Origin of the sequence: Sinomonas terricola (assembly GCF_034931225.1) — a bacterium.
Taxonomy (GTDB): domain Bacteria; phylum Actinomycetota; class Actinomycetes; order Actinomycetales; family Micrococcaceae; genus Sinomonas; species Sinomonas terricola.
Genome location: NZ_JAYGGQ010000001.1, coordinates 48,512 through 72,678 on the forward strand (window position 1 = coordinate 48,512; position 24,167 = coordinate 72,678).

The 24,167-nt window shown below is 69.3% G+C and carries 19 protein-coding genes and 1 tRNA gene; 7 read left to right on the forward strand and 13 right to left on the reverse strand.

Going from position 1 to position 24,167, the window contains the following annotated elements:
• Positions 1-64 precede the first annotated feature (64 nt).
• The 3 genes from SPF06_RS00175 to mnmA all read right to left on the reverse strand — a co-directional run bounded on the left by SPF06_RS00175 (position 65) and on the right by mnmA (position 4,267).
• Positions 65-1,699: an ABC transporter substrate-binding protein gene (locus SPF06_RS00175; RefSeq protein ID WP_323276897.1), complete on the reverse strand. Its 1,635-nt coding sequence runs from the start codon at positions 1,697-1,699 to the stop codon at positions 65-67.
• 221 nt (positions 1,700-1,920) lie between these two features.
• Positions 1,921-3,018, reverse strand: coding sequence for a metallophosphoesterase family protein (locus SPF06_RS00180; RefSeq protein WP_323276898.1), 1,098 nt, complete (start codon positions 3,016-3,018; stop codon positions 1,921-1,923).
• A 106-nt stretch (positions 3,019-3,124) separates the two neighbouring features.
• A complete protein-coding gene (mnmA, locus tag SPF06_RS00185) occupies positions 3,125-4,267 on the reverse strand; it encodes a tRNA 2-thiouridine(34) synthase MnmA (RefSeq protein ID WP_323276899.1) in 1,143 nt (380 codons plus the stop codon).
• Positions 4,268-4,338: 71 nt separating this feature from the next.
• Here mnmA and SPF06_RS00190 point away from each other — a divergent pair, with 71 nt between their 5' ends.
• Positions 4,339-5,595, forward strand: a complete 1,257-nt coding sequence (locus tag SPF06_RS00190) for an NAD(P)/FAD-dependent oxidoreductase (protein ID WP_323276900.1) — start codon at positions 4,339-4,341, stop codon at positions 5,593-5,595.
• An 85-nt stretch (positions 5,596-5,680) separates the two neighbouring features.
• Here SPF06_RS00190 and SPF06_RS00195 read toward each other — a convergent pair whose 3' ends face one another.
• Positions 5,681-6,889, reverse strand: a complete 1,209-nt coding sequence (locus tag SPF06_RS00195) for a cysteine desulfurase family protein (RefSeq protein WP_323276901.1) — start codon at positions 6,887-6,889, stop codon at positions 5,681-5,683.
• Positions 6,890-6,997: 108 nt separating this feature from the next.
• Positions 6,998-7,675, reverse strand: coding sequence for a helix-turn-helix transcriptional regulator (locus SPF06_RS00200; RefSeq protein ID WP_323276902.1), 678 nt, complete (start codon positions 7,673-7,675; stop codon positions 6,998-7,000).
• Between the two features lie 92 nt (positions 7,676-7,767).
• Here SPF06_RS00200 and SPF06_RS00205 point away from each other — a divergent pair, with 92 nt between their 5' ends.
• From SPF06_RS00205 to SPF06_RS00215, 3 genes are all read left to right on the forward strand, one after another.
• Positions 7,768-8,196, forward strand: coding sequence for a hypothetical protein (locus SPF06_RS00205; protein WP_428985666.1), 429 nt, complete (start codon positions 7,768-7,770; stop codon positions 8,194-8,196).
• 61 nt (positions 8,197-8,257) lie between these two features.
• A complete protein-coding gene (locus SPF06_RS00210; protein ID WP_323276903.1) occupies positions 8,258-9,241 on the forward strand; it encodes a J domain-containing protein in 984 nt (327 codons plus the stop codon).
• A gap of 59 nt (positions 9,242-9,300) precedes the next feature.
• On the forward strand, positions 9,301-9,768 hold the full coding sequence (locus SPF06_RS00215) for a tRNA (cytidine(34)-2'-O)-methyltransferase (protein WP_323276904.1): 468 nt from the start codon (positions 9,301-9,303) through the stop codon (positions 9,766-9,768).
• 24 nt (positions 9,769-9,792) lie between these two features.
• On the opposite strand, the gene SPF06_RS00220 is transcribed toward SPF06_RS00215, so the two are convergent.
• The 4 genes from SPF06_RS00220 to SPF06_RS00235 all read right to left on the reverse strand — a co-directional run bounded on the left by SPF06_RS00220 (position 9,793) and on the right by SPF06_RS00235 (position 14,414).
• Complete coding sequence (locus tag SPF06_RS00220) at positions 9,793-10,572, reverse strand: PIG-L deacetylase family protein (RefSeq protein ID WP_323276905.1); 780 nt, start codon at positions 10,570-10,572, stop codon at positions 9,793-9,795.
• Positions 10,572-11,543, reverse strand: coding sequence for an electron transfer flavoprotein subunit alpha/FixB family protein (locus tag SPF06_RS00225; RefSeq protein ID WP_323276907.1), 972 nt, complete (start codon positions 11,541-11,543; stop codon positions 10,572-10,574). Before SPF06_RS00225 ends, SPF06_RS00220 begins: the two co-directional genes overlap by 1 nt.
• Positions 11,544-11,557: 14 nt before the next feature.
• Positions 11,558-12,358, reverse strand: a complete 801-nt coding sequence (locus tag SPF06_RS00230) for an electron transfer flavoprotein subunit beta/FixA family protein (RefSeq protein ID WP_323276908.1) — start codon at positions 12,356-12,358, stop codon at positions 11,558-11,560.
• 346 nt (positions 12,359-12,704) lie between these two features.
• Positions 12,705-14,414 carry a S1C family serine protease gene (locus SPF06_RS00235; RefSeq protein ID WP_323276909.1) on the reverse strand — a complete coding sequence of 570 codons (1,710 nt, stop codon included), beginning with the start codon at positions 14,412-14,414 and terminating at the stop codon, positions 12,705-12,707.
• A gap of 312 nt (positions 14,415-14,726) precedes the next feature.
• Here SPF06_RS00235 and SPF06_RS00240 point away from each other — a divergent pair, with 312 nt between their 5' ends.
• Together SPF06_RS00240 and SPF06_RS00245 are read left to right on the forward strand one after the other, a co-directional pair.
• Positions 14,727-16,775 carry a TPM domain-containing protein gene (locus SPF06_RS00240; protein WP_323276911.1) on the forward strand — a complete coding sequence of 683 codons (2,049 nt, stop codon included), beginning with the start codon at positions 14,727-14,729 and terminating at the stop codon, positions 16,773-16,775.
• Positions 16,776-16,838: 63 nt separating this feature from the next.
• Positions 16,839-17,648 carry a PspA/IM30 family protein gene (locus SPF06_RS00245; protein WP_323276912.1) on the forward strand — a complete coding sequence of 270 codons (810 nt, stop codon included), beginning with the start codon at positions 16,839-16,841 and terminating at the stop codon, positions 17,646-17,648.
• Between the two features lie 60 nt (positions 17,649-17,708).
• Here the strand turns inward: SPF06_RS00245 and SPF06_RS00250 are convergent.
• The 3 genes from SPF06_RS00250 to SPF06_RS00260 all read right to left on the reverse strand — a co-directional run bounded on the left by SPF06_RS00250 (position 17,709) and on the right by SPF06_RS00260 (position 22,210).
• A tRNA-Met gene (locus SPF06_RS00250) sits at positions 17,709-17,782 on the reverse strand.
• A 96-nt stretch (positions 17,783-17,878) separates the two neighbouring features.
• On the reverse strand, positions 17,879-20,848 hold the full coding sequence (locus SPF06_RS00255; RefSeq protein WP_323276913.1) for a UPF0182 family membrane protein: 2,970 nt from the start codon (positions 20,846-20,848) through the stop codon (positions 17,879-17,881).
• Between the two features lie 189 nt (positions 20,849-21,037).
• Positions 21,038-22,210, reverse strand: coding sequence for a YlbL family protein (locus SPF06_RS00260; protein ID WP_323276914.1), 1,173 nt, complete (start codon positions 22,208-22,210; stop codon positions 21,038-21,040).
• Between the two features lie 204 nt (positions 22,211-22,414).
• On the opposite strand from SPF06_RS00260, the gene SPF06_RS00265 reads away from it, so the two are divergent.
• Complete coding sequence (locus SPF06_RS00265) at positions 22,415-23,875, forward strand: zinc-dependent metalloprotease (RefSeq protein ID WP_323276915.1); 1,461 nt, start codon at positions 22,415-22,417, stop codon at positions 23,873-23,875.
• A 93-nt stretch (positions 23,876-23,968) separates the two neighbouring features.
• Here the strand turns inward: SPF06_RS00265 and SPF06_RS00270 are convergent, their stop codons facing one another.
• Positions 23,969-24,166 (reverse strand): hypothetical protein, encoded by a 198-nt coding sequence (locus SPF06_RS00270; RefSeq protein ID WP_323276916.1) that lies wholly within the window; start codon positions 24,164-24,166, stop codon positions 23,969-23,971.
• Position 24,167: the final 1 nt, after the last annotated feature.

Genomic DNA, 24,167 nt, shown 5'->3' on the forward strand with positions numbered 1-24,167 from the left:
CTCCGCACGGCAGCGGCGGGACGCGATCGCATCCCGCCGCCGCACTGGGTGGGCTAGAAGCCGATTACTTGCTGATGACGCCGAGGCGGAACTTGAAGGACGGGTCGAGAGTCGTCTCGACGCCCTTGACGCTCGCTCCAGCGACGGCGATCTGCGCGCCCTGGAGGAGCGGAAGGGTCGAGAGATCCTTGGCCACGGCATCCTGAACGTCAGCGATCTGCTTCTCGCGGGCCGACTTGTCCGGGTTCGTGGCCTCCTTGGCGATGAGGTCCTGGACGGCGGAGTTGTCGTAATGGTTCTTGAGGAAGTTGTTCTTCGTGAAGAACGGCGTGAGGTAGTTGTCCGGGTCGGAGAAGTCCGGGAACCACCCGAGCTGGTACATCGGGTAGACGTCCTTCGTGCGGTCCTTCGAGTACGTCACCCACTCGGTCGACTGGAGGTTGACCTTGAACAGCCCGGACGACTCGAGCTGCTGCTTGACCATCGCGTACTCGTCCCCCGAGGACTTCCCATAGTGGTCCGGGTTGTACTGGAGGTTGATGTTCAGCGGGGTCTGGATGCCCGCGTCGGAGAGCGCCTTCTTGGCCTTGTCGACGCTCGGCTTGCCGCTGCCGTCGCCGTACATGGACTTGAGCGACTTCGTGGCGCCGGGGAAGCCGTCGGCAACGTACGAGTACAGCGGGGTGTATGTGCCCTTGTAGACCTGCTGGGCGATCGCGTCGCGGTCGACGAGATTGGCCATGGCCTGCCGGACCGCGAGCGCCTTGGCCGGGTCCGCGTTCGGGGTCTTCGCGCCGTACGGCATCGTGTCGAAGTTGAAGACGATGTAGCGGATCTCGCCGCCCGGGCCCTTGAGGACCTTGACCTTCGAGTCCTTCGCGAGGCTGTCGACGTCGGTCGCGGTCAGCGAGCGCCACGCGACGTCGATGTTCCCCTGCTGGACGTCGAGCTTGAGGTTGCTCGAGTCGGCGTAGTACTTGAGGTTGACCGTGTCCGTCGCGGGCTTGCCGAGGAGGCCCTGGTAGTCCGAGTTCGCCTTGAACGAGACGAGCTGGTTCTTCTGGTAGGTCGAGATCGTGTACGGGCCGGCGAAGGCCTTCTTGGAGATGATCTCGTCGTCCGTCATGACCTTGTCCGCGGGGAAGACCTTGTGGTCGACGATCGGGCCGGCCGGGCTCGTGAGGACCTGCGGGAACGTCTGGTCATTGCCCTGCTTGAGGTGGAACACGACGGTCGTCGCGTCCGGCGCGTCGACGCTCGCGAGGTTGTCGAGCAGCGACGCGGGGCCGTTCGGGTCGTTGATCTTGAGCTGCCGGTCGAAGGAGAACTTGACGTCCGCGGAGTCGAGGGCGTCCCCGTTCGCCCACTTGAGTCCGCTCTTGAGCTTGACTGTGTATTCGGTCGGCGCCGTGAACGAGGCCGACGTCGCGAGGTCCGGCTGGGGGTCGGCGCTTCCCGGCTTCGAGTTCAGGACGAACGGGTAGATCTGGTTCATGACCATGAACGACCCGTTGTCGTAGGAGCCCGCAGGATCCAGGAACGTCACCTTGTCCGTCGTGCCGACGGTGATCGGACCGCCACCCGCCGGGCCGCTCTGGCCAGCGCCGCCACCGGAAGGGCCGGTGCAGGCGGTGAGCGCCAGCGCGGAGATGCCGAGGAGCGCGATGGCGCCCCGAACGGCCGTGGTCGTCTTTGCCATGAGGGTTTGACCTTCTGTCTCTGTTCGAGTTCTGGGACATTCGTGCCATGTGTGATGCATCACATGTCCTATGCACTAAGCATTGAACCACGATTCGAGAGACATGAAAGTCTCGTTTGAGGAGATTGAAACGAAACCTTGACATTCGGCCCGCGTCGAGGCCGTTGCGACCGTCAAGCCCGCACATTCGATGCCGTGCGGACTTGACGGCGCACCCGAAGTCACTTCGCGAACGGGATGTTCTCCCAGCTCAGAACGGGCTTGCCCGCGCCGGCCGCGCCGTTCGGCGCGACGCTCACGCGGAGGTAGTCGGTGGCCTTCGCCGCGCCGTCGACCGTGATCCGCTGGAGATTGTCCGCGTGCCCCGCCACCCCGTACTTCGCGAGCCAAGGCGAAGCGGCCGCGAGGGGACGGTCGGCGTTGTAGACATGGCTGTCCCCGTCGAAGAGGTACACATCGCCGTCGAACGCCGAGGCCTCGTCGACGAGGGTCTGGACGATCGGCTTGAACGCGCTGATGTCGCTCCACGGCACGGCGTAGGTCGGATCGAACATGTCCGCCTGCTGGAGCACCACGACCGTGCGGTCATGCCGCTGCCGCGCCTCGGCGAACGTCTGCCGGAGCTCGGCGATCACGGCGTCCGTGCGGTGCTGCACCTCGGCGGTCTGCTCGGGCGTGGGTGCGGTCTTCCCGAGGCCGGTCCACGGAAGCATCGAGTTGTTGCTGCCGGGCACGTTGACGGCCGCGAACGCGATGCGGTTCCGCGAGAACGTCACGTTCTCGGGGAGCCCGAGGTCCGCCTGGCTCGCGACCGGCATCGTCGCTCCGAGCGTCTTCCCCGGCGCCGCGAAGAACACCTCGCGGATCTTCGCGAGGCGCTCGAGCGGGTTGTACGCGCCGTTGTTCGCACGGTGGCAGTCCGTCCACTCGTTGTCCCCGGGCGCATACACGAGCGGGTGGGTGAACTGGTCGAAATCGGCCTTGATCTGGGCGAAGTACTCGTCAGAGCACACGGTCGAGCCGTTCTTGATGTCCCCCACGTGCACCACGAAGTCAAGGGACGCGTCCGCGTTGAGCGCTGAGAAATGCTGAGGGAACTCCTGGATGGCGGCGGCCCCATAGGGCGTGTCCCCAATCACGGCGAAACGGAACGCGGCGTCCGGCTGCCCGGCGGCCTGAGGCTCGGCCAACGCGGGGCTGCTGAGGCCGACGACGGCGGCGCCCACCGAGAGGAGCGCGGCGGCGGTGCCTGCGGCGACACGGAACGGACGACGGCGAACGGGGCGGCTCTCGGGGCCGACGGGCTGTGCAGGGATCATGGGTACTCCTAGGCAGGGTGCACGGATGCACGCAGGCTAGGCATCTGGATCCCCCGCGCAGGGAACGCGCGGGTGTACGGAAGGCGAACTCTCGGAGGAGTCCTGGTCAGGTGGCCGGGCGCGCGAGCGAGCGCGCGGCGTCGATCGTGGCCTGGCCGAGCACGCGCGTGCCCTGATACAGCACGACGGTCTGTCCGGGCGCGACCCCTCGAAGGGGAGAATCGAGCATCACGACCAGCTCGCCGTCGTCCGCGCCGCCCTCTTGCCCCATCCGGGCGACGACGCGCGCCCGCGCAGGAAGCGCGTCCCCGTGCGCGCGGACCTGGGCCGTGCACTCGAACTCCTCGCCCGAGGCCGCCTCGGCGAGCGGCACGCCAGCCCACGAGAGGCGGATGCCACGGATCTCGTCGACCGCAAGGAGCTGCTCCGGGCCCACGACCACGGTATTGTCCTTCGGCCGGACCTCGAGCACAAAGCGGGGCTTGCCGTCCGCCGCGGGCCGCCCGAGCCGGAGGCCCCGGCGCTGGCCGACCGTGAACGCGTTCGCACCGCCGTGCTCGCCGACCTTCTGCCCGGCCTCGTCGACGATGTCCCCTGGCGTCATCTCGATCTTCTCGGCGAGCCACCCGCGCGTATCCCCGTCGGAGATGAAGCAGATGTCGTGGCTGTCCGGCTTCTTCGCGACGGAGAGCCCCCGGCGCTGCGCTTCCGCGCGGACCTCCGCCTTCGACGGCGTGTCCGCGAGAGGGAACAGGCAGTGCTCGAGCTGCTCGCGGGTCAGGACGCCGAGGACGTAGGACTGATCCTTGGCCCAGTCCGCGGCCCTGTGGAGTTCGGGGTTGCCGTCAGCGTCCCGGATGACCTTCGCGTAGTGGCCGGTGCAGACGGCGTCGAAGCCCAGCGCGAGGGCCTTCTCGAGGAGCGCGGCGAACTTGATGCGCTCGTTGCAGCGCATGCAGGGATTGGGCGTGCGGCCGGCAGCGTACTCGGCGACGAAGTCGTCCACGACGTCGGCCTTGAAGCGTTCCGAGAAATCCCACACGTAGAACGGGATCCCCAGCTTGTCGCACGCGCGCCACGCATCGTTCGAATCCTCGATCGTGCAGCAGCCGCGGCTTCCCGTGCGCAGCGTGCCGGGCATGCGCGAGAGCGCCAGGTGGACCCCGACAACGTCGTGCCCCGCCTCGACGGCCCGGGCAGCGGCGACCGCGGAATCCACTCCCCCGCTCATGGCTGCCAGAACTCGCACCGGTCTATTCTAGCGGCGAAGCCAGAACAGCCGCGCGGCCCGAGCGGCCGCCCGATGCCAAGGAGGGCCACGTGGACGAACAAGGCATGGTCATTGCAGGGGGCGGCCTCGCGGCAGGAAGCGCGGCGAAGACCCTGCGCGCCGAAGGCTGGGACGGGCCCATCACGATCATCGCAGCCGAGCATCGCGACCCCTACCTCCGGCCGCCGCTCTCGAAGGAGTTCCTGCTCGGCAAGGAAGACGAAGAAGGCCTCGCGGTCAATCCCACGGGTTGGTATAGCGAGAACGATGTCGACCTCCGCCTCGGCGAGAACGTCGACCAGATCGTGCCGGCCCCGCGGGTCGTGAAGCTCGAGGACGGGCAGCTCCTGCCCTATCGGGCCTTGCTCCTCGCGACGGGCGCCCAGCCGCGGACGCTCGACCTCCCGGGCGCCCAGTACGAGGGCATCGTGACGCTGCGCCGCTTCGAGGATTCACTCGCGCTCCGGTCGGAGCTGGAGGGCGGCGGCCGGCGCGTCGTGCTCATCGGCTCGGGCTGGATCGGCATGGAGGTCGCCGCGGCGGCCCGCACGTATGGCAACGAAGTCACCGTGGTGGGGCGCGGCGCTCAGCCGCTCGCGCAGCTCGAGCCCGAGCTCGGCGACTACTTCCGGCGCGTCCACGAATCGCAGGGCGTGCAGTTCCGCCTCGGCGAGCATCCGGTCGAGTTCAAGGCGGCGGACGACGGCGAGGCCGTCACGTGCGTCGTCACGAACACCGGCGAACGCCTCGGCGCGGATCTCGTCGTCGCCGCCGTCGGAGTGACGCCGAACATCGGGCTCGCGCGGGACGCCAAGCTCGTCGTGGGGAACGGCGTGGTGGTCGACGCGGCACTGCGGACCTCGGCCGAAGGAATCTTCGCCGCGGGCGACGTCGCGAACTCGCTTCAGCCGTTCACGGGCGACCACGTGCGCAGCGAGCACTGGTCGAACGCCCTCAACGGTGGGAAGGTCGCGGCCAAGTCGATGCTCGGCCTCGACGCCGCGCTCGACATCGCGCCCTACTTCTACACGGACCAGTTCGGCCTGAGCCTCGAGTACTCGGGCTACGTCCAGCGAGCCCGGGGCGCGCAGCTCGTCCTGCGCGGGTCCATCGACACGGTCGACGAGGGCCTCGCCGGCTTCGTCGCGTTCTGGCTCCAGCACGGGCAGGCCGTCGCGGCGATGAACGTCAACGCACCACGCTCTCAGAAGGCGCTCAAGGCACTCATCGCCTCGCGCGCGGTCGTCGATCCCGCGCGCCTCGCGGATCCGGCGGTGCCCCTGGCCGAGCTCGTGCCACAGGCTTAGGGTCTCCCACGACACAATTCAGCGCCTCAGACGGGTGAAATCGGACCCTTCGGCATCTGAATTGTGGCGTTCCGAACCGGATTCGCTAGCGGCTCGACGCCGTGCGGATCGAGCTCTCGCGACCTGCCATGCCGGCCTTGCGCGCCTGCTCGTAGGCGCGGCCGACGACGGCGAGGAACTCGTCGACGTCGCCCTGCGTCGTCGTCCAGCCGAGGCTCAGCCGCTGCGCGCCCCGGGCCTGCTCCTCGGTGAGGCCCATCGCGAGGAGGACGTGCGACGGGCGCGGAACGCCAGCCGTGCAGGCAGAGCCCGTCGAGGCCTCGACGCCCATCATGTCGAGCAGGAACAGGAGTGAATCGCCCTCGCAGCCGGGGAACGTGAAGTGAGCGATCCCAGGCAGTCGCCGCGCCGGGTCGCTCGGGCCGCTCAGGCGCGCGCCTGGGACCTCCCGGACCACTCCCTCCACGAGCTGATCGCGGAGCGAGCCAAGGCGCACGGCCTCGTCGGGCAGGCTCGCGACGGCGTCGCCAGCGGCGGCGGCGAATGCGGCGGCCGCCGCGGCGTCAAGGGTTCCGGAACGGAGACCGCGCTGCTGACCGCCTCCGTGCTGCACGGGTGTCACGACGACATCGCGGCGCACCACGAGCGCGCCGACACCCACGGGCGCCCCGAGCTTGTGCCCGCTCACGGCCATAGTCGCGAGACCGGACGCCGCGAAATCGAGCGGCACATGCCCGAAGGCCTGGACGGCGTCCGAGTGCACGGGGATCCCGTGTTCGGCCGCGAGGGCGGCGATCTCCTCGACGGGCTGGACCGCGCCGACTTCGTTGTTGGCCCACATGACGGCGACGAGCGCGATCGAGTCCGCGTCGCGCTCCAGCTCGCTCCGGACGGCTTCGACACTCGTGACGCCTTCCGCGTCGCAGGGGAGCCACACGACCTCGGCGCCCTCGTGCCGTTCGAGCCACTCGACAGTGTCCAGGACGGCGTGGTGCTCGACGGTCGAGCACAGGATGCGGTGGCGCCGCGGATTGGCCTCGCGACGCGCCCAGAAGAGCCCCTTGACCGCAAGATTGTCCGCCTCAGTTCCCCCCGACGTGAAGATCAGCTCGGACGGATGGGCGCCCAGAAGGCCCGCGAGGGACTCCCGCGCGTCCTCGAGCGCCCGCCGGGCGCGCTGGCCCGCGGCGTGAAGGGACGAGGGGTTGCCGCCGAGTGCAGCCTGCTCGGTGAAGAGGCTCAGGGCGCGGGGCCGGACGGGCGTCGTCGCGGCGTGGTCGAGGTACACGGGCACCCTTCAACTGTAGAACGGGCGCGAGAGCTGGCCACTCGTCACGCGAGAGTTGGCCACTCGTGCACCATGGGAACCCCTGGCCACGTCCGCCCTCCGTTTGGCCGGCTTTCACCCTCGCCGGGGCACGATCCTCGCGCAGCATTCCCCCGCGCCGTCGCCTGGCTCGATCGGCTCGAGGCAGCGCAGGGCGTCGCCGCAGCCCTCGAGGGCGCCCTCGAGGAGCGCAGCGCTGAGCCCGCACATGACGGCGCGGTGACCCTGGGCGAGCCGATGGAACGGGCAGTTGGCGAGCTCGATCGTCCCCTCGCGGGCCGCGGCAACCGGCGCGTATCCCGCCGCGGCGAGGACCGCCTCGATGCTTCCGTGCTCGCGCCCGAGCGACTCCCCCGCCTCCCGTCCGACCGCGTCGAGGCACTCCGCGATGGGGGCCGATTCTGACATTGACCGTTCGGCGGCCTCGGCCATGAGCTCTCCCGCGAGCTCATAGCTCCGCTCGGGGACGGAAGCCACGACCTCGCGGAGGGCGAGGGCGTAGTACTTCGAAGGTCGCCCTGTCCCAGGCCCCCCGGCGCCAGGCTTGGCGAACGTGACCTCGAGCACCCCGTCCTCCGCAAGGCGATCCAGCTGGGCGGCCGCCGCGCCGCGCGTCATCGCGAGGGCCTCCGCGATTTCGTCCCGACCGACAGGCCTCGCCGCGGCGCGGACATAGTCGAAGATCGCGCGACGGTTCCGGTCTCCGAGCGACGAGATCACCCGGACGCGCTGTGACCACGGGCTTTCAGCCATGTGTCCCAGTGTAAGTCCAAAAAGCCAGATCGTTGTTTTAGATCTGCCATAGGTCTAAAATCGCAATCACCGGTTTTGGAAAGGAGCACCACATGTCTTCCGCCTCAACCCATGGACGCGCCCATTTCCCCGCCAAGCGTGCGGGCACCGCGGCCATGTCCGGCGCCGATCAGGCCTTCACCATGCTGCGGACGATCTACACCGTCGCACCGATCCTGTTCGGGCTCGACAAGTTCTTCAACATCCTCACCCAATGGCCTATGTACCTCGCCCCCGCGGCCACGCAAGTCGTCCCGGTCACCCCGCAGATGTTCATGTACGGCGTGGGCGTGGTCGAGATCATCGCGGGCCTCATCGTCGCGTGGAGGCCCCGCTGGGGTTCGCTCATCGTGGCCCTCTGGCTCCTCGGGATCATCGTGAACCTCCTGGTCCTCGGCCACTTCTTCGACGTCGCACTCCGCGACTTCGGACTCCTCGTCGGCGCGCTCGCGCTCAATCGCCTCGCGACACGACGGGCATGACGACTGCAGGCGCCGCCTGCCGGTGAGAGAGAGACGGCAGGCGCGACCCTAGGATTGATCCATGACGTCGCGCCTCCCCTCTCATTACGAGGTCCTGGGCGTCCCCGTCACCGCTAGCCCCCAGGAGGTCAAAGCCGCCTACCGCAGAGCGGCGCGGGTTCACCACCCGGATCACGGCGGCGACCCGGCCGAGTTCCGCCGGGTGACGCTCGCCTACGAGGTGCTCTCCGATCCCAAGCGCCGCGAGGCCTACGACCACAGCTATTTCATGTCCTCCCCGCAGCGGGAGACCGCCGGGACTCCTTGGAGCCCGGGTGCCGGCGGAACGGACGACGGCGGCGCGCAGCCGCCGTCGTCCGGGCACCACGGCGACAACCGCCGGTTCTTCACAGAACGGCGCACCCCGGGTTCCAGAGCCCAGCGCAATCCCGCCGGCGAGCCCGCGGTTTACGAGCCTCCATACGCCGCGGGAATGGTGCCGCTCGTTCCGCAGCAGACCGCCGCCCGCCGCGAGCACGGCGAGCCGCGGCGCCGCGGCGTCTTCGGCGCTGCTGCCCGGATCGAGCGCGAACAGCGGACCGCAGCTCTCATCCGCCGGCAGATCCTCTCCGAGATTCCCTCGGCACGCCTCGTGAACGGCCTCCATTCCCCCGCTGGCGGCGCGTACGTCGCGCACGCGGTCCTCGCGGGCTATCGGCTCGCGCTCGTCGATTCGATGCTGGTCCCAGTCGGCAACTATGCCTGGGACGGCGCGCACCTCCTCCAAGGCAGCCGAGCGGCGGCGCCGCCGCTGCTCGCGAACTACGTCCGCATGTTCCAAGAGGCGTTCCCCGAGCTCAACGTGCAGGGATTCGTGCTCGTGCAGACGCCGGACGCTAGCCTGCATCAGCCAGTGATCGACGTCCACCGCAATGTCACGGGCGGCATCGAGCCGCTCAACGCCTCCAAGTTCGTGCGCGAGCTCAAGTTCTTCCTCGCCTCGGGACCTCAGCCGAACACCGTGTACGTCCCGGCCCTCGCGCGGCTGCTCACGGGCCTGCACTAACCTTCCGCGCGCCCATCGCGCGAGCCGGCGACGGTATCGCCCACCGTAGGATGGAGGGCGTGTTCCGCATCCTCTTCTACACGCCCGAAATCCCTGGCAACACGGGCAACGCCATCCGGCTCGCCGCGGTCACCGGATCGGAGCTGCACCTCGTCGAACCGCTCGGATTCGACTTCGAGGACGCGAAGCTGCGCCGTGCGGGACTCGACTACCACGACCTCGCTGTCATGACGGTACACAAGACGCTCGACGACGCCTTCGCAGCACTCCTGCCCGCCCGAGTCTTCGCCTTCACGTCGCACGGCGAGACGAGCTTCGCGGACATCGCCTACGCGCCCGGCGACGTGCTGTTCTTCGGGCCAGAGTCAGTCGGCCTCCCAGAGGAGGTCCTCGCGGATCCCCGCGTGACCGCCCGCGTGCGGCTCCCCATGCTTCCCGCGCGCCGCTCGCTCAACCTCGCGAATTCGGCGTCGATCGCCGTCTACGAGGCGTGGCGGCAGAACGGCTACGCGGGCGCGCAGGTCTGACGGCGCAGATTCTTCCCGGGCGCCTCAGAACCCCGCGATCGTCTCCTTCGCGTTGACCGCCACGACGTGGAACGCCTCTCCCGATGCGCCGTCCGGCAGACCTGCGGCCGCCGCGGTGGAGCGAAGCCGAGCACGGACGTAGCGCTCGGTCGCCTCGATGTCGGGGTGCTGGCTCAGGTGCACGCGGATGGCCTCGAGCTTCGCCTCGACGTGCGCCGTGACCTCGACCGTGTAGTTGATCCGCTCCTCGGGGGCGCCATACAGCCACAGCCACGGAACCCGGAAGGCGTCGAGCCCCGCCTCCACGAGCTCGGGGTACGCGTACGGGTTCTCCGCGGCGGGGTACACAGCACGCACCACGGCCTCGCCGCATGCGAGATGGTCGGGGTGGGACATCTGCAGGCTCGACCAGTTCCGCTCGGGATGCATCGAGAGGACGACGTCGGGCCGCACGGTGCGGATGAGCCGGACGACGTCGCGGCACACCTCGTGCGAGGGCTCGAGATAGCCGTCGCGGTACCCGAGGAAGTGCACTTCGCGCACACCGACCCGCGCGGCGGCCGCGCGCTGCTCGTCGCGTCGCATGGCCACGATCTCGCCGCGGTGCGCCGGGTCGAATCCGCCCGCGTCGCCGTCGGTCGCGATGCCATAGTGGATCTCGGCGCCGGCCGCGGCCCATGCCGCGATGGTTCCGGCCGCGCCGAAGTCTAGGTCGTCGGGATGGGCGCCAAAGGCGAGGACCCGGCGCGCACCGCCCTCGTCGGGGGTGCGCGCCGGGTCCGGAATCCCTGCGAGGGTGGCCACTAGCCCCGACGCCTCTTGATCTCCTGGGTCGCCTGCGGGAGCACCTTGAAGAGATCGCCGACGACGCCGAAGTCGGCGATTTCGAAGACCGGCGATTCGGGGTCGGAGTTCACCGCGACGATGACCTTGGACGTCTGCATCCCGGCCTTCTGCTGGATCGCACCCGAGATGCCGGCCGAGATGTACAGCTGCGGCGAGACGGTCTTGCCCGTCTGGCCCACCTGGAAGTCGTGGCCGATCCAGCCCGCGTCGGTCGCGGCGCGCGAGGCGCCGACCGCCGCGCCCAAGACGTCCGCAAGCTCCTCGATGGGGCCGAAGTCGCCGTCCGTCCCGCGCCCGCCCGCGACGACGATGCTCGCCTCCGTGAGCTCGGGGCGGCCCGTCGAAGGCCGCTCCGAACGCGATGTGATGCGGGCCGCGTTCGCGAGAGCGTCGGCGGGCGGGTCGACGGCCTGGACCGCGGCGGCGCCGCGCACGGGCTCCGGAGCACCTTCGGCGGCGTTGCCCTTGACGGCGAGAACCGCCGTCGTGCTCGTTGCCTTCGCGCGCACCTCATACGAGCCGGCGAGGACGGACTTGTGGGCCGTTCCGTCGGCCTCGAGCGCCACGACGTCCGTGATGACCCCCGCGCCGAGGCGCACGCCGACGCGCGCCGCGATCTCCTTGCCTTCGGCGGAGTTGTCGACGACGACAGCCGACGGCGCCGACCCGCCTTCTGCAGCCGCGCGGGCGACGGCGGCGAGCCACGCGGCCGTCGGGGCGACGAGGTATCCCGCAAGGTCCGCCGGTCCCGTGAACACGGTCTCCACGCCGCTCTCGGCGAGCTCGGCGAGGGCCGAATCGCTCGGAGTGCCCGTCACGGCGGCGGCCACCGGGCCCAGAATGCGCCCCGCGGCGAGGAGCTCGCGGTGGGCCTTGCGCAGGCCGTCGGCGGGGACGGCGTCGAGGTAGACGAGGACAGATGCAGTCATGGTCTTCGCTTCCGCTAGATGAGCTTCTGGGCGGCCAGGAAATCGACGAGCTTGACGCCGGCGTCGCCCTCGTCCGTGATGATCGTCCCGGCAGAACGGGCGGGCCGTGGATCGGCCTGCTCGACGCGCGTGAGCGAGCCCGCGGCCCCGACTTGGCCCGCCTCGAGCCCGAGGTCGGAGAGGCCGAGGGCCACGATCTTCTTCTTCTTCGCGGCGAGGATGCCCTTGAAATTCGGGTAGCGCGGCTCGTTGATCTGGTCCGTGACGGAGACGACGGCGGGAAGGTCCGCCTCGACAGTGTCCAACGTCGCATCGCCGTCGCGACGGATCACCGCGGTGCGTCCCGTGACCTCGAGGCTCGACGCGAACGTGAGCTGCGGGACGCCGAGGCGCTCGGAGAGCTGGGCGGGGACGATCGACGTCTCGCCGTCCGTCGAGGACATGCCCGCGAGGACGAGGTCCACGTCGCCGACACTGCGGACCGCCGCCGCGAGGACGAGGGAAGTCACGGACGCGTCAGAGCCCGCGAGCGCGTCATCGGAGACGTGGATGCCGCTCGATGCGCCGATCTGGAGGGCCTTCTTGAGGGCATTCGCGGCGTCCGGGGCGCCCATCGTGAGCGCGATGACCTGGTTGCCCGCCTTCTCGCCGCCGCGCGCCTCGCTGAGCTGCAGTGCCGACTCAAGGGCATATTCGTCGAGCTCGGACAGAATGCTCTCCGAACGCTCGAGCGTCCGGTCGGGGCCGATGTGCCGGTCGAACTGCGCGTCCGGGACGTGCTTGACCAGCACGACGATCTTGAGGGTGTCTCCCACGGTTGAGGGCCTTCCGTAGTCTTGCGTACGTGTCTTGCGTCCGTGTCCTGCATCCGACGCTCGTGGCGCGCCTGAACCGCAGGCGCATGCTGCCGGGAACCTTAGCTAACCATACGCGGACCGCCGCGCGAACAGGGCTCGGCCACGGGGCCCCGAGCTGCGTACCGCGTCACGGAACGCCATGAAAAGTCATGAATCTTCGCGATTCGCCGCGATGTGGGAAGCCGACGGCCCGGACACGGCTCCGCCCGCGGCTCCTCGGGGCCGCGGGCGGAATCGTCGCGGAGCGGCTTCCCGGACGCTCGCGCATCCGGCGCGGCCGCGCCCGTCATCTGTCGGGAGTCCGTCAGGAAGAGGCCGATCCGACCGTCACGTCAACGCTCACGCTCTGGCCGTTGCGGGTCAGCGTCACCTTGACCGTCGACCCCGGGGCCTGCTGGCGTACCGCCGCCGTGAGCTCGCTCGCGTCGCCGATCGCGTAGTCGCCGAAGTGGGTGATGACGTCCCCCTTCTTGATGCCCGCCTTGTCCGCGGGAGAACCGCTCGTGACGTCGGCAACCTGGGCTCCGACCGAGAACGCCGAGTTCGAGCTTCCGCCCGGGGCGGCCGGCTGGACGGACACCCCGAGCTGGCCGTGCGTCGCCTTGCCGCTCGCGATGATCTCCTGCGCGATGCGATGCGCGTAGTTCGCGGGGATGCTGAAGCCCACGCCGATGTTGCCGCTCTGGCCCGACGAGCTCGAGCTGCTTCCTGTCGACGCGATCGCGACGTTGATGCCCACGAGCTCGCCCTTGGTGTTCACGAGCGCGCCGCCCGAGTTGCCGGGGTTGATCGCCGCGTCCGTCTGGATGACGTTGAGGCTCACCGTGCTCTGCGCCTGCGAGCGCTGCGACTGGCCGTTCGGCGGGGCGAACTGGAAGCCCTGGCCCCCGTCGCCCTGCTGCGAGTCGCCGCCCTGCGGCGGGGCCGAGGACGCGACCGAGATGGTGCGGTTGAGCGTCGAGACGATGCCGTCGGTCACGGTGCTGTCGAGGCCGAGCGGCGCGCCGATTGCGATGGCCGTGTCCCCGACGTTCAGCTTGCTCGAGTCCCCGAACGTGATCGGCGTGAGCTTCGCGCCCTTGACCTGGATGACGGCGAGGTCCGAAAGCGGGTCGGTGCCGACGACGGCGGCGGGATACACGCTGCCGTCGCTCGTGCGGACCTGGATCGTGGGGCTCGCGACGGAGCCGTCGAGCGTGACGACATGCGTGTTGGTCAGGATATGGCCGTTGTCATCGAGGACGACGCCGGAGCCGGTCCCCGAAGAGCTTCCCGACGTGACGCCGATGGTCACGACGCTCGGCGACGCCTTGGCCGCGGCGGCGGTGACCGCGTTGACGCTCTCCTGGTTGTTGACGATCACGGGGCTGTTCTGCGCTGTGCCGACGGCCGCCGTGCGCGGACTCAGGAGCGAATAGCCGCCCACGGCCACGCCGCCGCCGATGAGGCCGGCGATGAGCATGCCGCCCACGAGCACCCCCGTGCCCCAGCGCCTCGGATCGCGCGGCCGGGCCGAGGTCGGCGGGGCGAACGACGTGCCGCCCTGAGGAGGCTGGCCATAGGGACTGTTCGGCTGCCCGGGCGCGGGCTGCCCGTACGTGGGACCCTGCTGGCCGTACTGGGGCGCGTGCTGCCCGTACATGGGACCGGGCTGGCCATACTGAGGCGCCGACTGGCCGTACTGAGGCGCCTGAGGCCCGGACTGCGGCGGCCGCTGTGGCTGGCTGGGCTGGGCGTACTGGCCGAACCGGGGCTGCGGCTGGGTCTGCTGCTGCGTCGGCGTGAGGGACGGGGCCGCGGGCGCAGCGTGGGCCTGAGGCTGGGCCTGAGGCTCGGACGACGGCGGCTGGGAGGGCCCGCTGATCGGCGCGGTCGGCGTCGCGTCAGCTTCGGATCGGACCTGAGTGGGCTGCGTCGGCGTCGACTCGTCGCTCGGAGCGACGGTCGGCCGCTCCGGGCTGTTCGCGCCCTCGTCGGCTCGGCCGCGGTCCGGGCTCTCTGGGGTTTCGCTCATGGCTCCTCTTTCCGTCCTTCTCTGCTCTTCTCTGCACTCAACTATGGACCGCGATCCTGTGCACCGCTCATCTGTTTCCTGAAAGGTGTCTGGAAGCCCGCCGAATGCCAATGGTCCGCCATATCGCCCAACGGACGGGCGCCGTCGTCCGTTCTCTGTGTTCGCTGGGGGCGCACAGGCTCCGGTGGACCCCCGCTCGGAGCGGCCCCTAGAATCGAAGCGACATGCCACAGCGTCCCGCGGCAGTGGCTGCCAATTGGGGGGTTGGGGCGTTCCGGGGAAGTGCCCCGGAGCCGAGCGAAGGGCTGTGAAGTGCGATCCACGCTGAAGACTCTCCTGACGGCTGTCGGCGCCCTCGGACTGGCGCTGCTCCCGGCGGCCTCGCCCGCGTGGGCCACCGACCCCGTGAGCATCCCGTCCGGAACGAATATCGTCGATCCCACCAATGCGCTCGGAAGCCGCAAAGGCGACGTCCAGAAGGCGATCGACGATCTGCGCTCGCAGCGCAAAGTGAACTTCTACGTCGTGATCGTGGACGACTTCACGAACCCGACCGACCGAACAGCCTGGGCCACCGCCGTCTACAACAAGAAGGGCATGGGCGTTCAGGACGTTCTGCTCACCATCGAATCGAGCGGCCAGTACTTCCTCGGCGCGAGCAAGTCGAACACAAAGATCTCCTCCAAGACGGCCAATATCATCCAGAACGCCCTCGTGCCGAACCTCGGGGGCAGCAAGCCCAATTACGCCCAGGCGGCCATCGACACGGCCAACGCCGTCGGCGACGCCGCGGGCGGCGGGAACGGCGACGTCTCGACCTTCAACCCGGCTCCGCTGCTCGTGGGCGGAGGCATCGTGGTCGTGGCCGGAGCAGCCGGGGCCTACGCTCTGTCACGACGCCGCAAGAACCGTGTCATCACGCAGGCCATCGGCGCCGATGGCACCCCGGATCCCCTCGCGGGGCTCAGCCTCGACGAGCTCCGCAAGCGCGCGAGCGGACTGCTCGTCCAGGCCGACGACGCAATCAAGTCGAGCGAGCAGGAGCTCGGCTTCGCGGAAGCCTCCTACGGGACCGACGCGGTGGGGAACTTCTCCGAGGCCCTGGCCGATGCGAAGGCGCAGTTGAGCGAATCCTTCAAGCTCCAGCAGCAGCTCGACGACCACATCCCGGACACGCCCGAGCAGCAGCGCGCATGGCTCACCGAGATCATCCAGCGCTCCGAGGGCGCCATCGGCTCGCTCGCGGACCAGAAGACCGACTTCGACGCGCTGCGCGAACTCGAGCGCAACGCCCCGGCTGCGCTCGACAACGTCGCCGCCGGAGTCGCACGCGCGACGGCACGGCTCGCCGGCGCGGAGCAGACCCTCGCGACACTCGCCGCCGAGTACGCCCCCTCGGCCGTCAAGCAGGTCTCGGACAACATCTCCCAGGCCAAGGACCGGCTCGCGTTCGTCGAGTCCGCGTCGGCCCAAGCCCGAGGGCAGCTCAGGGCGGGAGAGACCGGGGCCGCGGCGGTCTCGGTCCGCGCCGCCGAGGAGGCCCTCCACCAGAGCGGTGTGCTCCTCGACGCCATCGACAAGGCGTCGGCCTCCATCAGCGCCGCGCGCACGAACCTCGACTCGGCACTCGCCGACACCGAGAGCGATCTCGCCCAGGCCAAGGCCATGGTCCAAGACGGTCAGCACGCCGAACTCGCAGGCCCGATCGCGGGCGTCGAGTCCGTGCTCGCGCAGGCGAAACAGGAGCTCGCGGGAGGCAAGATCGACCCCGTGGCCCTGCTCGCGCGCATCGAGAAGGCGCACCAGCAGCTCGACGACGTCCTCGCGGGCGTTCGCGACAAGGAGCAGCAGGCGCAGCGCGCCGCCGCGTCGCTCCAGCAGGCGATCCGCTCGGCGCAGGACGCAATCGGCGCGACGAGCGACTACATCGCGGCGCGCCGCGGCGGCGTCGGCACTGAGGCCCGGACGCGGCTCGCAGAGGCGCAGCGCAATCTCGACTACGCCCTCTCGATCGCCCAGAGCGACCCCACCTCGGCGCTCGCCTATGCCGAACAGGCCAACTCTCTCGCCCAGCAGGCGGCCCAGCTCGCCGAGCAGGACGTTGACCAGTTCGCGGGCTTCGGCGGCTTCGGCATGGGAGGCGGCCGCAACTACGGCGGCGGGATCGGCGGGGCGATCCTCGGCGGCATCCTGATCGACAACATCCTCAACGCGGGGCACCACCACGGCGACACGTGGGGCGGCGGAGGCTGGGGCGGCGACGGCGGGGGCGGATTCGGCGGCGGAGGCTGGGGCGGCGACGGCGGTGGATTCGGCGGTGGCGACGGCGGCGGGTTCGGCGGCGACGGCGGAAGCTTCTGACCTCGACAGTACAGACCAACAGCCCTCGGCACGCGGCCGGGGCGCAGAAGGGAGCACCACACCATGTCAAAGCAGTCGATCTTCGGGCGTATCGGACAGCTGGCGAAAGCCAACATCAACGCGCTGCTCGACCAGGCGGAGGATCCCCAGAAGATGCTGGACCAGATGGTCCGGGACTACAGCAACAACATCGCCGAGGCCGAGTCCGCCATCGCGCAGACGATCGGCAACCTGCGCATGCTCCAGGACGACCACGCCGAGGACGTCAAGGCCGCCCAGGACTGGGGCAACAAGGCACTCGCGGCCTCGCGCAAGGCTGACGAGTTCCGCGCGTCCGGGAACACGCTCGACGCGCAGAAGTTCGACAACCTCGCGAAGGTCGCGCTCCAGCGGCAGATCTCGTCGGAGAACGAGGCCAAGGCGGCCGAACCCACGATCGCGTCGCAGGGCGAGGTCGTCGACCGGCTCAAGGTCGGCCTCGACCAGATGAAGGGCAAGCTCAATGAGCTCACGTCCAAGCGGAACGAGCTGGTGGCCCGCAGCCGGACCGCAGCCGCCCAGAGCCAGGTCAATGATGCGCTCAAGAGCATCGACATCATGGACCCCACGAGCGAGGTGAGCCGCTTCGAGCAGAAGGTCCGCCGCGAGGAGGCCAAGGTCCGCGGTCAGCAGGAGCTCGCCGCCAGCAGCCTCGACGCGCAGTTCAACCAGCTCGAGGACCTCGGCGAGCAGACCGAGGTCGAAGCGCGCCTCGCCGCGCTCAAGCAGGGTTCGGCACCGGCCGCCCTTTCGGCAGGCAAGGGGCAAGAGTCAGGCGCGTCCTCCGCCGCCGAGCTCCCGGTCGTCGACGAGGCTGACTTCGACAAGCTCTGACAGCCGCCCGCTGAATGCGAGAGGCCCCGGATCCGATGGATCCGGGGCCTCGTCGTTTCGTTGCGGGGACAGGATTTGAACCTGCGACCTCTGGGTTATGAGCCCAGCGAGCTACCGAACTGCTCCACCCCGCGGCGCGTTGACTAGGTTACCAACGAGTGAACTCGGTGCCAAATCGAGGGCCCGGCCCGCTCTCCGAGCGAGCCGGGCCCCTCCGATCCGGGCCTCCCCTACTTGCTCGGGGACGGCGACGGCGTGGCAGACGAGCCCGACGACGGCGTCGACGACCCCGAGGAGCCACCGCCCTGGCCCTGTGCGGCCGCGATCTTCGCCTCGGCGTCGAGCGCGCGTGTGACGGCGTCAGACAGCCGCTTCTGCGCCGCGCCGTAAGCCGCGAAGTCGCCGCTCGTCAGCGCAGTCTGGCTGTCCTTGAGCGCTTGCTGGGCGTCCTTGAGCGCCTGGTTGAGCTGGTCGTTGGCCCCGCTTGCGGCGGGCGGAGCCGGCTGCTGCGACGGCGGGGACTGCTGGTTGTTGCCGGCATCGCCTGCGGACGCGCCCGAGTTCCCTCCGAAGAGGCTCTTGAGCGCCTCATCGAGAGTCGGGGCGAACCCGACCTTGTCGCCGAAGGCCACGAGGACGCGCTGCAGCGTGGGGTACGACGTCGACCCGGTCGACTGGACGTACACGGGCTCGACGTAGAGAAGCCCGCCGCCCACCGGAAGCGTCAGCAGATTGCCGTTCTGAACCTTCGACGCTCCCTGGCGAAGCAGGTTGAGCGACGTCGAGACGGACGGGTCCGAGTCGAAGCGAGACTGCACCTGACCCGGCCCCGGGACGGTCGTGTCGGTGGGAAGTCGGAGCAGCCTCAGCTTGCCGTACTCGGAACCCTTGACCCCGGCCTTGTTGCCGGCGTCCGAATCAGCGGCGAGGAAGCCATACATGACCTCACGGGACTTGCCGGGCTCGACCGTCTGGGGGATGTAGCTCGACGTGAGCTGGAATGCAGGCGCCTTCTGGTCGGGCATCTGGAGGGACATGTAGTACGGCGGCTGCTTGCTGCTCGACTTGTCCGGCGCGGGGTCATTAGGGACGCTCCACACGTCGTCGTTCTGATAGAAGCTCGCCGGATCCGTCACGTGGTAGCGGGCCAGAAGCTCGCGCTGGACCTTGAAGAGATCCTCGGGGTAGCGAACGTGGCTCATGAGCGAGCCGGACATCTCAGAGAGCGGCTTGACTGAGGAGGGGAAGACCTTCTCCCAGGTCTTGAGCACGGGATCCTGATCGTCCCACGCGTACAACGAGACGGATCCGTCGAACGCGTCCACGGTGGCCTTGACCGAGTTGCGGATGTAGTTGACCGACGAAGGGGGAAGCGCCGTGTTGCGGCCGGCACCGGTCTGCGAGTCCGTCGTAACTTGCTGGAGCTGCTGCTGCTGCGAGTAGGGGAAGTACTGGCTCGTCGTGTAGCCGTCCACGATCCACTTGACCTTGCCGTCCACGATCGCGGGGTACACGGTACCGTCGAGGGTGAGGTACGGGGCGACCTTCTGCACGCGGTCACGCGGATCCCGGTTGTACAGGATCTGCGACTTGTCGTTCACACCGTCGGAGAACAGGAGATCCGTGCTCTGGAACTTGAGGGCGTAGATGAGGCGGTTGAAGAGGCTGCCCACATTGGGGCCGCCGTTGCCCGTGTACGTGTACAGTGTGTCGCCGGAGTTGCCCTGGGGCTTGTCCTGCTCGCGGGGCTGCGATCCGGACGGCGCCCCGACGACCGAATAGTCGGGCGAATACTGCCCGAAGTAGATCCGCGGCTGGTAGGAGTCCTCGGAGCCGAGCAGGCCCGTCGTCGGGATGCCGGACTGGAGGAACTGCGGCTTCCCATCCGAGGTCGCCTTGTTGCCGTACGCCGCGACCACGCCGTAGCCATGCGTATAGACGATGTGCGTGTTGTACCACGACTGCTGGTTCTGGCTCAGGCCGCTCAGGTTGAGCTCGCGCACCGCGATCACGGTGTCCTGCGTCCCGTTGTTCACCGTGTACCGGTCCACGTTGAGCATGGGCGAGAACTGGTAGTACGGGCGGTACTGCTCGAGCTGCTGGAACGTCGACGAGACGAGCGTGGGGTCGAGGAGCCGAATGTTCTGGGTCGTCTGGGCGTCCGGCTGAAGCGCCCCGGGGGCCGCCGTCGTCGTCGCGTTGTAGGCGCTGACCTCGACGCTGTCGAGACCATAGGCCTCCCGCGTGAGCTTGATGCTGCGATCGATGTAAGGGGCTTCGAGGGTCTTCTCCGACGGCGTGACCTGGAACTGCTGGATGACCCACGGGTAGACCCCGCCCGCGAAGATCCCCGTGATGACGAGCATTGCCGTGCCGATGAGGGGAAGACGCCACCGCCCGACGACCGCCGCGACGATGAACAGGATCGCGACGATGGCCGCGGCGATGGCAAGGATGGCCTTCGTCGGGATGACGGCGTTGACGTCCGTATACATCGCGCCAGCCCACCGCGTGTAGGAGTTCTGGAGCGTCCCATAGCGGTCGAGCCAGAAGTTCACGGCAATGAGGAGCACGAGCAGGGCGCCGCTCACGGCGAGGTGGAGCTGCGCCACGCGCGCGGTGTAGATGCCGCGCTCGCTCACGCGGATCGAACCGTAGAGGTAGTGGGTCAGGAGACCCGCGATGCCCGCGATCACGACGACGCCGAGGAGGTAGCCGACGAGCGTTCCGAGGAACGGCAGCGTGAAGAGGTAGAAGCTCAGGTCTAGCCCGAATTGCGGGTCGGTCTGCCCGAACGGCACCTGGTTGAAGAAGAGAGCGGCCTTCTGCCACTGGCTCGCCGCGGCGGCCCCGGCGAAGAGCCCGAAGACGATCGGGACGCCGGCCATGACGATGCGCCGAATGGGCTCGAGCTGCGCCTGATACCGGCTCAGCGCGTCCTGCGGGCCCCCGTTGGGGGCGTAGACCGGACGCGCGCGGTACGCGAGCTTGATCGACGCGTAGATCGCGAGGGCCATTCCGAGGGCCCCGACGAGGAACACGGCGGCGCGGGCAAGATTCTGCGTCACGAAGACCTGGATGAAGCCGAGCTGCTGGTACCACAGCACGTCCGACCACACTTGGGCGAAGAGGACGAAGCCGACCACGAGGACGACCGCGATGACGATCGTCGGAAGAAGGGGCCCTCGCCTCTTCCTCACGGGGCGCGGACTGGTGCCTTCGGGACGGGATGTCACGGCTACCTCTTCACTCGTGTCTGGGATTCATCAGGTGCGCGATGGAGCGGGGCGCCCCCGCGCTCCGCTGAAAAGTCAAGCTAAGTCAAGCACGGTCCGCCCTCACTGGGAGTTCCCAGCTGAAGTCCGCCCCCGGTAACGATTCGGAGACGCTCAGCCCTTCGTGCACTGCGGGAGGCTTGCGGGGTCCGCGCCGTGCGCATAGGAGTCGACGGCGCGGCGCGCGCCGTCGAGCGTGTCGACGCGAACGACGGCGAGCCCGTCGGGAATGTGCCCGACCACCTCGCCGCAGTTGCCTGCGGGCGCGAGGAAGAGCGTCGCGCCCTCACGCCGTGCGCCATTCATCTTCTGGACGATCCCGCCGATCTCGCCGACAGCACCGGTCGGATCGATCGTCCCGGTCCCGGCAACCTGCTTGCCGCCCGTGAGGTCCCCCGGCGTGAGCTTGTCGACGATCCCGAGCGAGAACATCATCCCGGCACTCGGCCCGCCCACCTTGTCGAGGGCGAACTCGACCGCGAACGGGAACGTGAACGCGTAGGTGACCGTGAAGCCGAGCAGGAACCTGCCCTGGCCCGCGTCCCGCGGCGTGATCGAGACCGTGTGCTGCGTGCCGCCGCGCTCGAAGCCGACGTCGATCGGGCGTCCTTGCGACGAGGCGACGAGCTTCTGGATCGTGCTGAGGGAATCGACGGGCTGCCCTGCCACCGAGACGATCACGTCCTGCGGCTCGAGCTTGCCTGCCGACGCCGAGTTGTCGACGAGCCCGGCGATCTTGATCCGCTGCGTGAAGGGAATGGAAAGGTCTTTGAGGGCCGCCGCGACCGCGTTGTCCTGCGAGCTCTGCATCTCGACGGTGTTCTCCTGCGTGATCTGCTGCCGTGTGACGCCCTTCGGGTAGAGCGTGTCGACCGGCGTGATCGACTCCGTGGGATCGAGTGCCGCACGCACGAGCCCCAGCAGGCTCACGTCGGAGTTGGGGCCGCCCTCGACGTAGACGGTCGTGAGGTCGAGGGCGCCCTGAGCGGGGTAGGTCTCGCGGCCCTGGATCGAGATGACGTCCTTGCCGCTCGCGGAGCCGAGAGTGTTGTAGACAGGTCCGGGCCGCTCCACGATGTACGGAACCGGCACGCTCCACACGACCGCGCCAAGCGCGAGCGCGGCCGCCCCGGAGACGACAGCCACGGTTCCGCGCCCGGTCCTGGGAGCCCGCCGGGCACGCCTCAGCCGCGGCAGCCCGCCGTCGTCCGCCGGCTCTCCCCCGCCCTCGCCCTCACGGGGCAGGCGCTCGGGCGCACCGTCGGGAGGGGTGACGCTGCTGTTCACGCGGCGCCTTTCCGCGGCGCAGGCCGCTCGTGCTCGACATGGATGGCTTCCCCCAGCGTAGTCTCCACGTGACCCGCGGCGCCCGTGCGCTGGCGCGTGCCGCGGGCGCTGTGCCGACAGCGAAAGGGGCAGGCGCCGCCAAGACAGCCACGCGGCGCCGAGGTACCGTGAGGGTGACTGTTCCATCCAGTGATCGGCGGCATCATGACCACTCCGGACAAGCCCGAGGGCCACGGCGAAGACCCCCAGGATCCCCTCGCCGAGCTGTTCGCCAAGCTCATGGGCGGAGAAGGCCTCGAAGGGGTAGACCCGGCCGAGATCGCGAAGGCGGCCGGCCTCCCGGAAGATCCTGCGCTCCTGCAGCAGATGTTCCAGCAGGTCCAGTCGATGATGATGTCATCGGCCGGAGACGGCCCCGTCAATTGGCAGCTCGCCCACGAGCATGCGCGCCGCACCGCGGCCTCGACCTCCGATCCCTCGGTCACGGCGGTGCAGAACCGCGGCGTCGACGAGGCGCTGCGCCTCGCCGAGCTGTGGCTCGACAACGTGACCGATTTCCCGTCCACGGGCCTCATCGGCCGCGGCTGGTCGCGCGCGGAATGGATCGAGGCGACCATGGGCACGTGGCGGCGGCTCACGGAGCCGGTCGCCAACAGCGTGGCCTCGGCCCTCTCGACCGCGATCACCGAGCAGCTGCCCGAGGAGATGAAGGGCATGCTGGGCAGCGCGACGTCGATGCTCGAGAACATGGGCGGGGCGATCTTCGGCATGCAGCTCGGCGCCGCGATCGGTGCCCTCTCCGGCGAAGTCGTGAGCGCGTCCGATGTCGGCGTGCCGCTCGTCGACCTCGAGATGGCGCTCCTGCCCGCCAACGTCGCGAAGTTCGGCGAGGGGCTAGGCCTCCCTGAGGGAGACGTGCGCCTGTACCTCGCCGTGCGCGAAGCTGCGCATGCGCGCCTCTTCATGCACGTGCCGTGGCTTCGCGGCCACCTCCTCGGCGCCGTCGAGGATTACGCCCGCGGCATCCACATCGACGTCTCGCGCATCGAAGAGGTCGCGCGCGAAGTCGACCCGCGGAACCCCGAGTCGATCCAGGAAGCCCTCCAGGGCGGCGTCTTCATGCCAGAGCGGACCCCGCAGCAGGACGCTGCCCTCGCGAAGCTCGAGACGGCGCTCGCGCTCGTCGAGGGTTGGGTCGACGAGCTGACGGCGGCCGCAACGAGCGGCGTGCTCCCCTCGGCACCAGCCCTCCGCGAAGCTGTGAGGCGCCGCCGCGCCACGGGCGGCCCCGCCGAGCACGCCTTCGCCTCGCTCGTCGGGCTCGAGCTGCGCCCCCGCAGGCTCCGCGATGCAGCCCAGCTGTGGGCCTCCCTCACGGCCGAGCGCGGGATCGGCGGGCGCGACGCCATCTGGCGGCACCCGGACCTCCTCCCGACCGCCGAGGACCTCGACGATCCAACAGGCTTCAGCGAGCGGCGCACGGCTGCCGAGGCGCAGGAGACCGAGGTTGACGCCGCGCTCGAGAAGCTCCTCTCGGGTGGCTTCGACACACCAGCCGGCGAGGCGGGCGACAGCGACGACGCCGAGGCCGGGGAATCCGGCGACGGCCCCGCGAGCGGCGACGAGCCCGAGAAGGGCGGCGACGGGCCGACGGCGGGACACTAGCCGCCGGGCGGCATCCGCGCCCCGCTCCGGGCCAGGCCAACCCGGGACACACCGCCCCGGTGCCCGCTGAACGCGGGGACCGGGGCGGTTCCGTCAGTCGACGTCTTCGACGATCTGGCCGAACGGGATGTGCTCGTCGAGGTGCGCCTGCAGGACGTGCGGGTCGATGACCACGCGCACCCCCATTTCGGCCTCGGCGGCCGACTGGAGCAGGATGGGCCGGATCGTCTCGACGAAAGCCTCGTCACGCCCTTCGAGGTATCTCTTGTAGCTGGCAGGAAGCTCGCTCATG

Bases quoted from the DNA above. Each gene is read 5' to 3' on its own strand.
- SPF06_RS00180 (WP_323276898.1), bottom strand. From the start codon at position 3,018: ATGATCCCTGCACAGCCCGTCGGCCCCGAGAGCCGCCCCGTTCGCCGT.
- SPF06_RS00235 (WP_323276909.1), bottom strand. From the start codon at position 14,414: ATGAGCGAAACCCCAGAGAGCCCGGACCGCGGCCGAGCCGACGAGGGC.
- SPF06_RS00270 (WP_323276916.1), bottom strand. From the start codon at position 24,166: ATGAGCGAGCTTCCTGCCAGCTACAAGAGATACCTCGAAGGGCGTGAC.
- SPF06_RS00200 (WP_323276902.1), bottom strand. From the start codon at position 7,675: ATGGCTGAAAGCCCGTGGTCACAGCGCGTCCGGGTGATCTCGTCGCTC.
- SPF06_RS00245 (WP_323276912.1), top strand. From the start codon at position 16,839: ATGTCAAAGCAGTCGATCTTCGGGCGTATCGGACAGCTGGCGAAAGCC.
- SPF06_RS00205 (WP_428985666.1), top strand. From the start codon at position 7,768: ATGTCTTCCGCCTCAACCCATGGACGCGCCCATTTCCCCGCCAAGCGT.
- SPF06_RS00175 (WP_323276897.1), bottom strand. From the start codon at position 1,699: ATGGCAAAGACGACCACGGCCGTTCGGGGCGCCATCGCGCTCCTCGGC.
- SPF06_RS00265 (WP_323276915.1), top strand. From the start codon at position 22,415: ATGACCACTCCGGACAAGCCCGAGGGCCACGGCGAAGACCCCCAGGAT.
- SPF06_RS00225 (WP_323276907.1), bottom strand. From the start codon at position 11,543: ATGACTGCATCTGTCCTCGTCTACCTCGACGCCGTCCCCGCCGACGGC.
- SPF06_RS00210 (WP_323276903.1), top strand. From the start codon at position 8,258: ATGACGTCGCGCCTCCCCTCTCATTACGAGGTCCTGGGCGTCCCCGTC.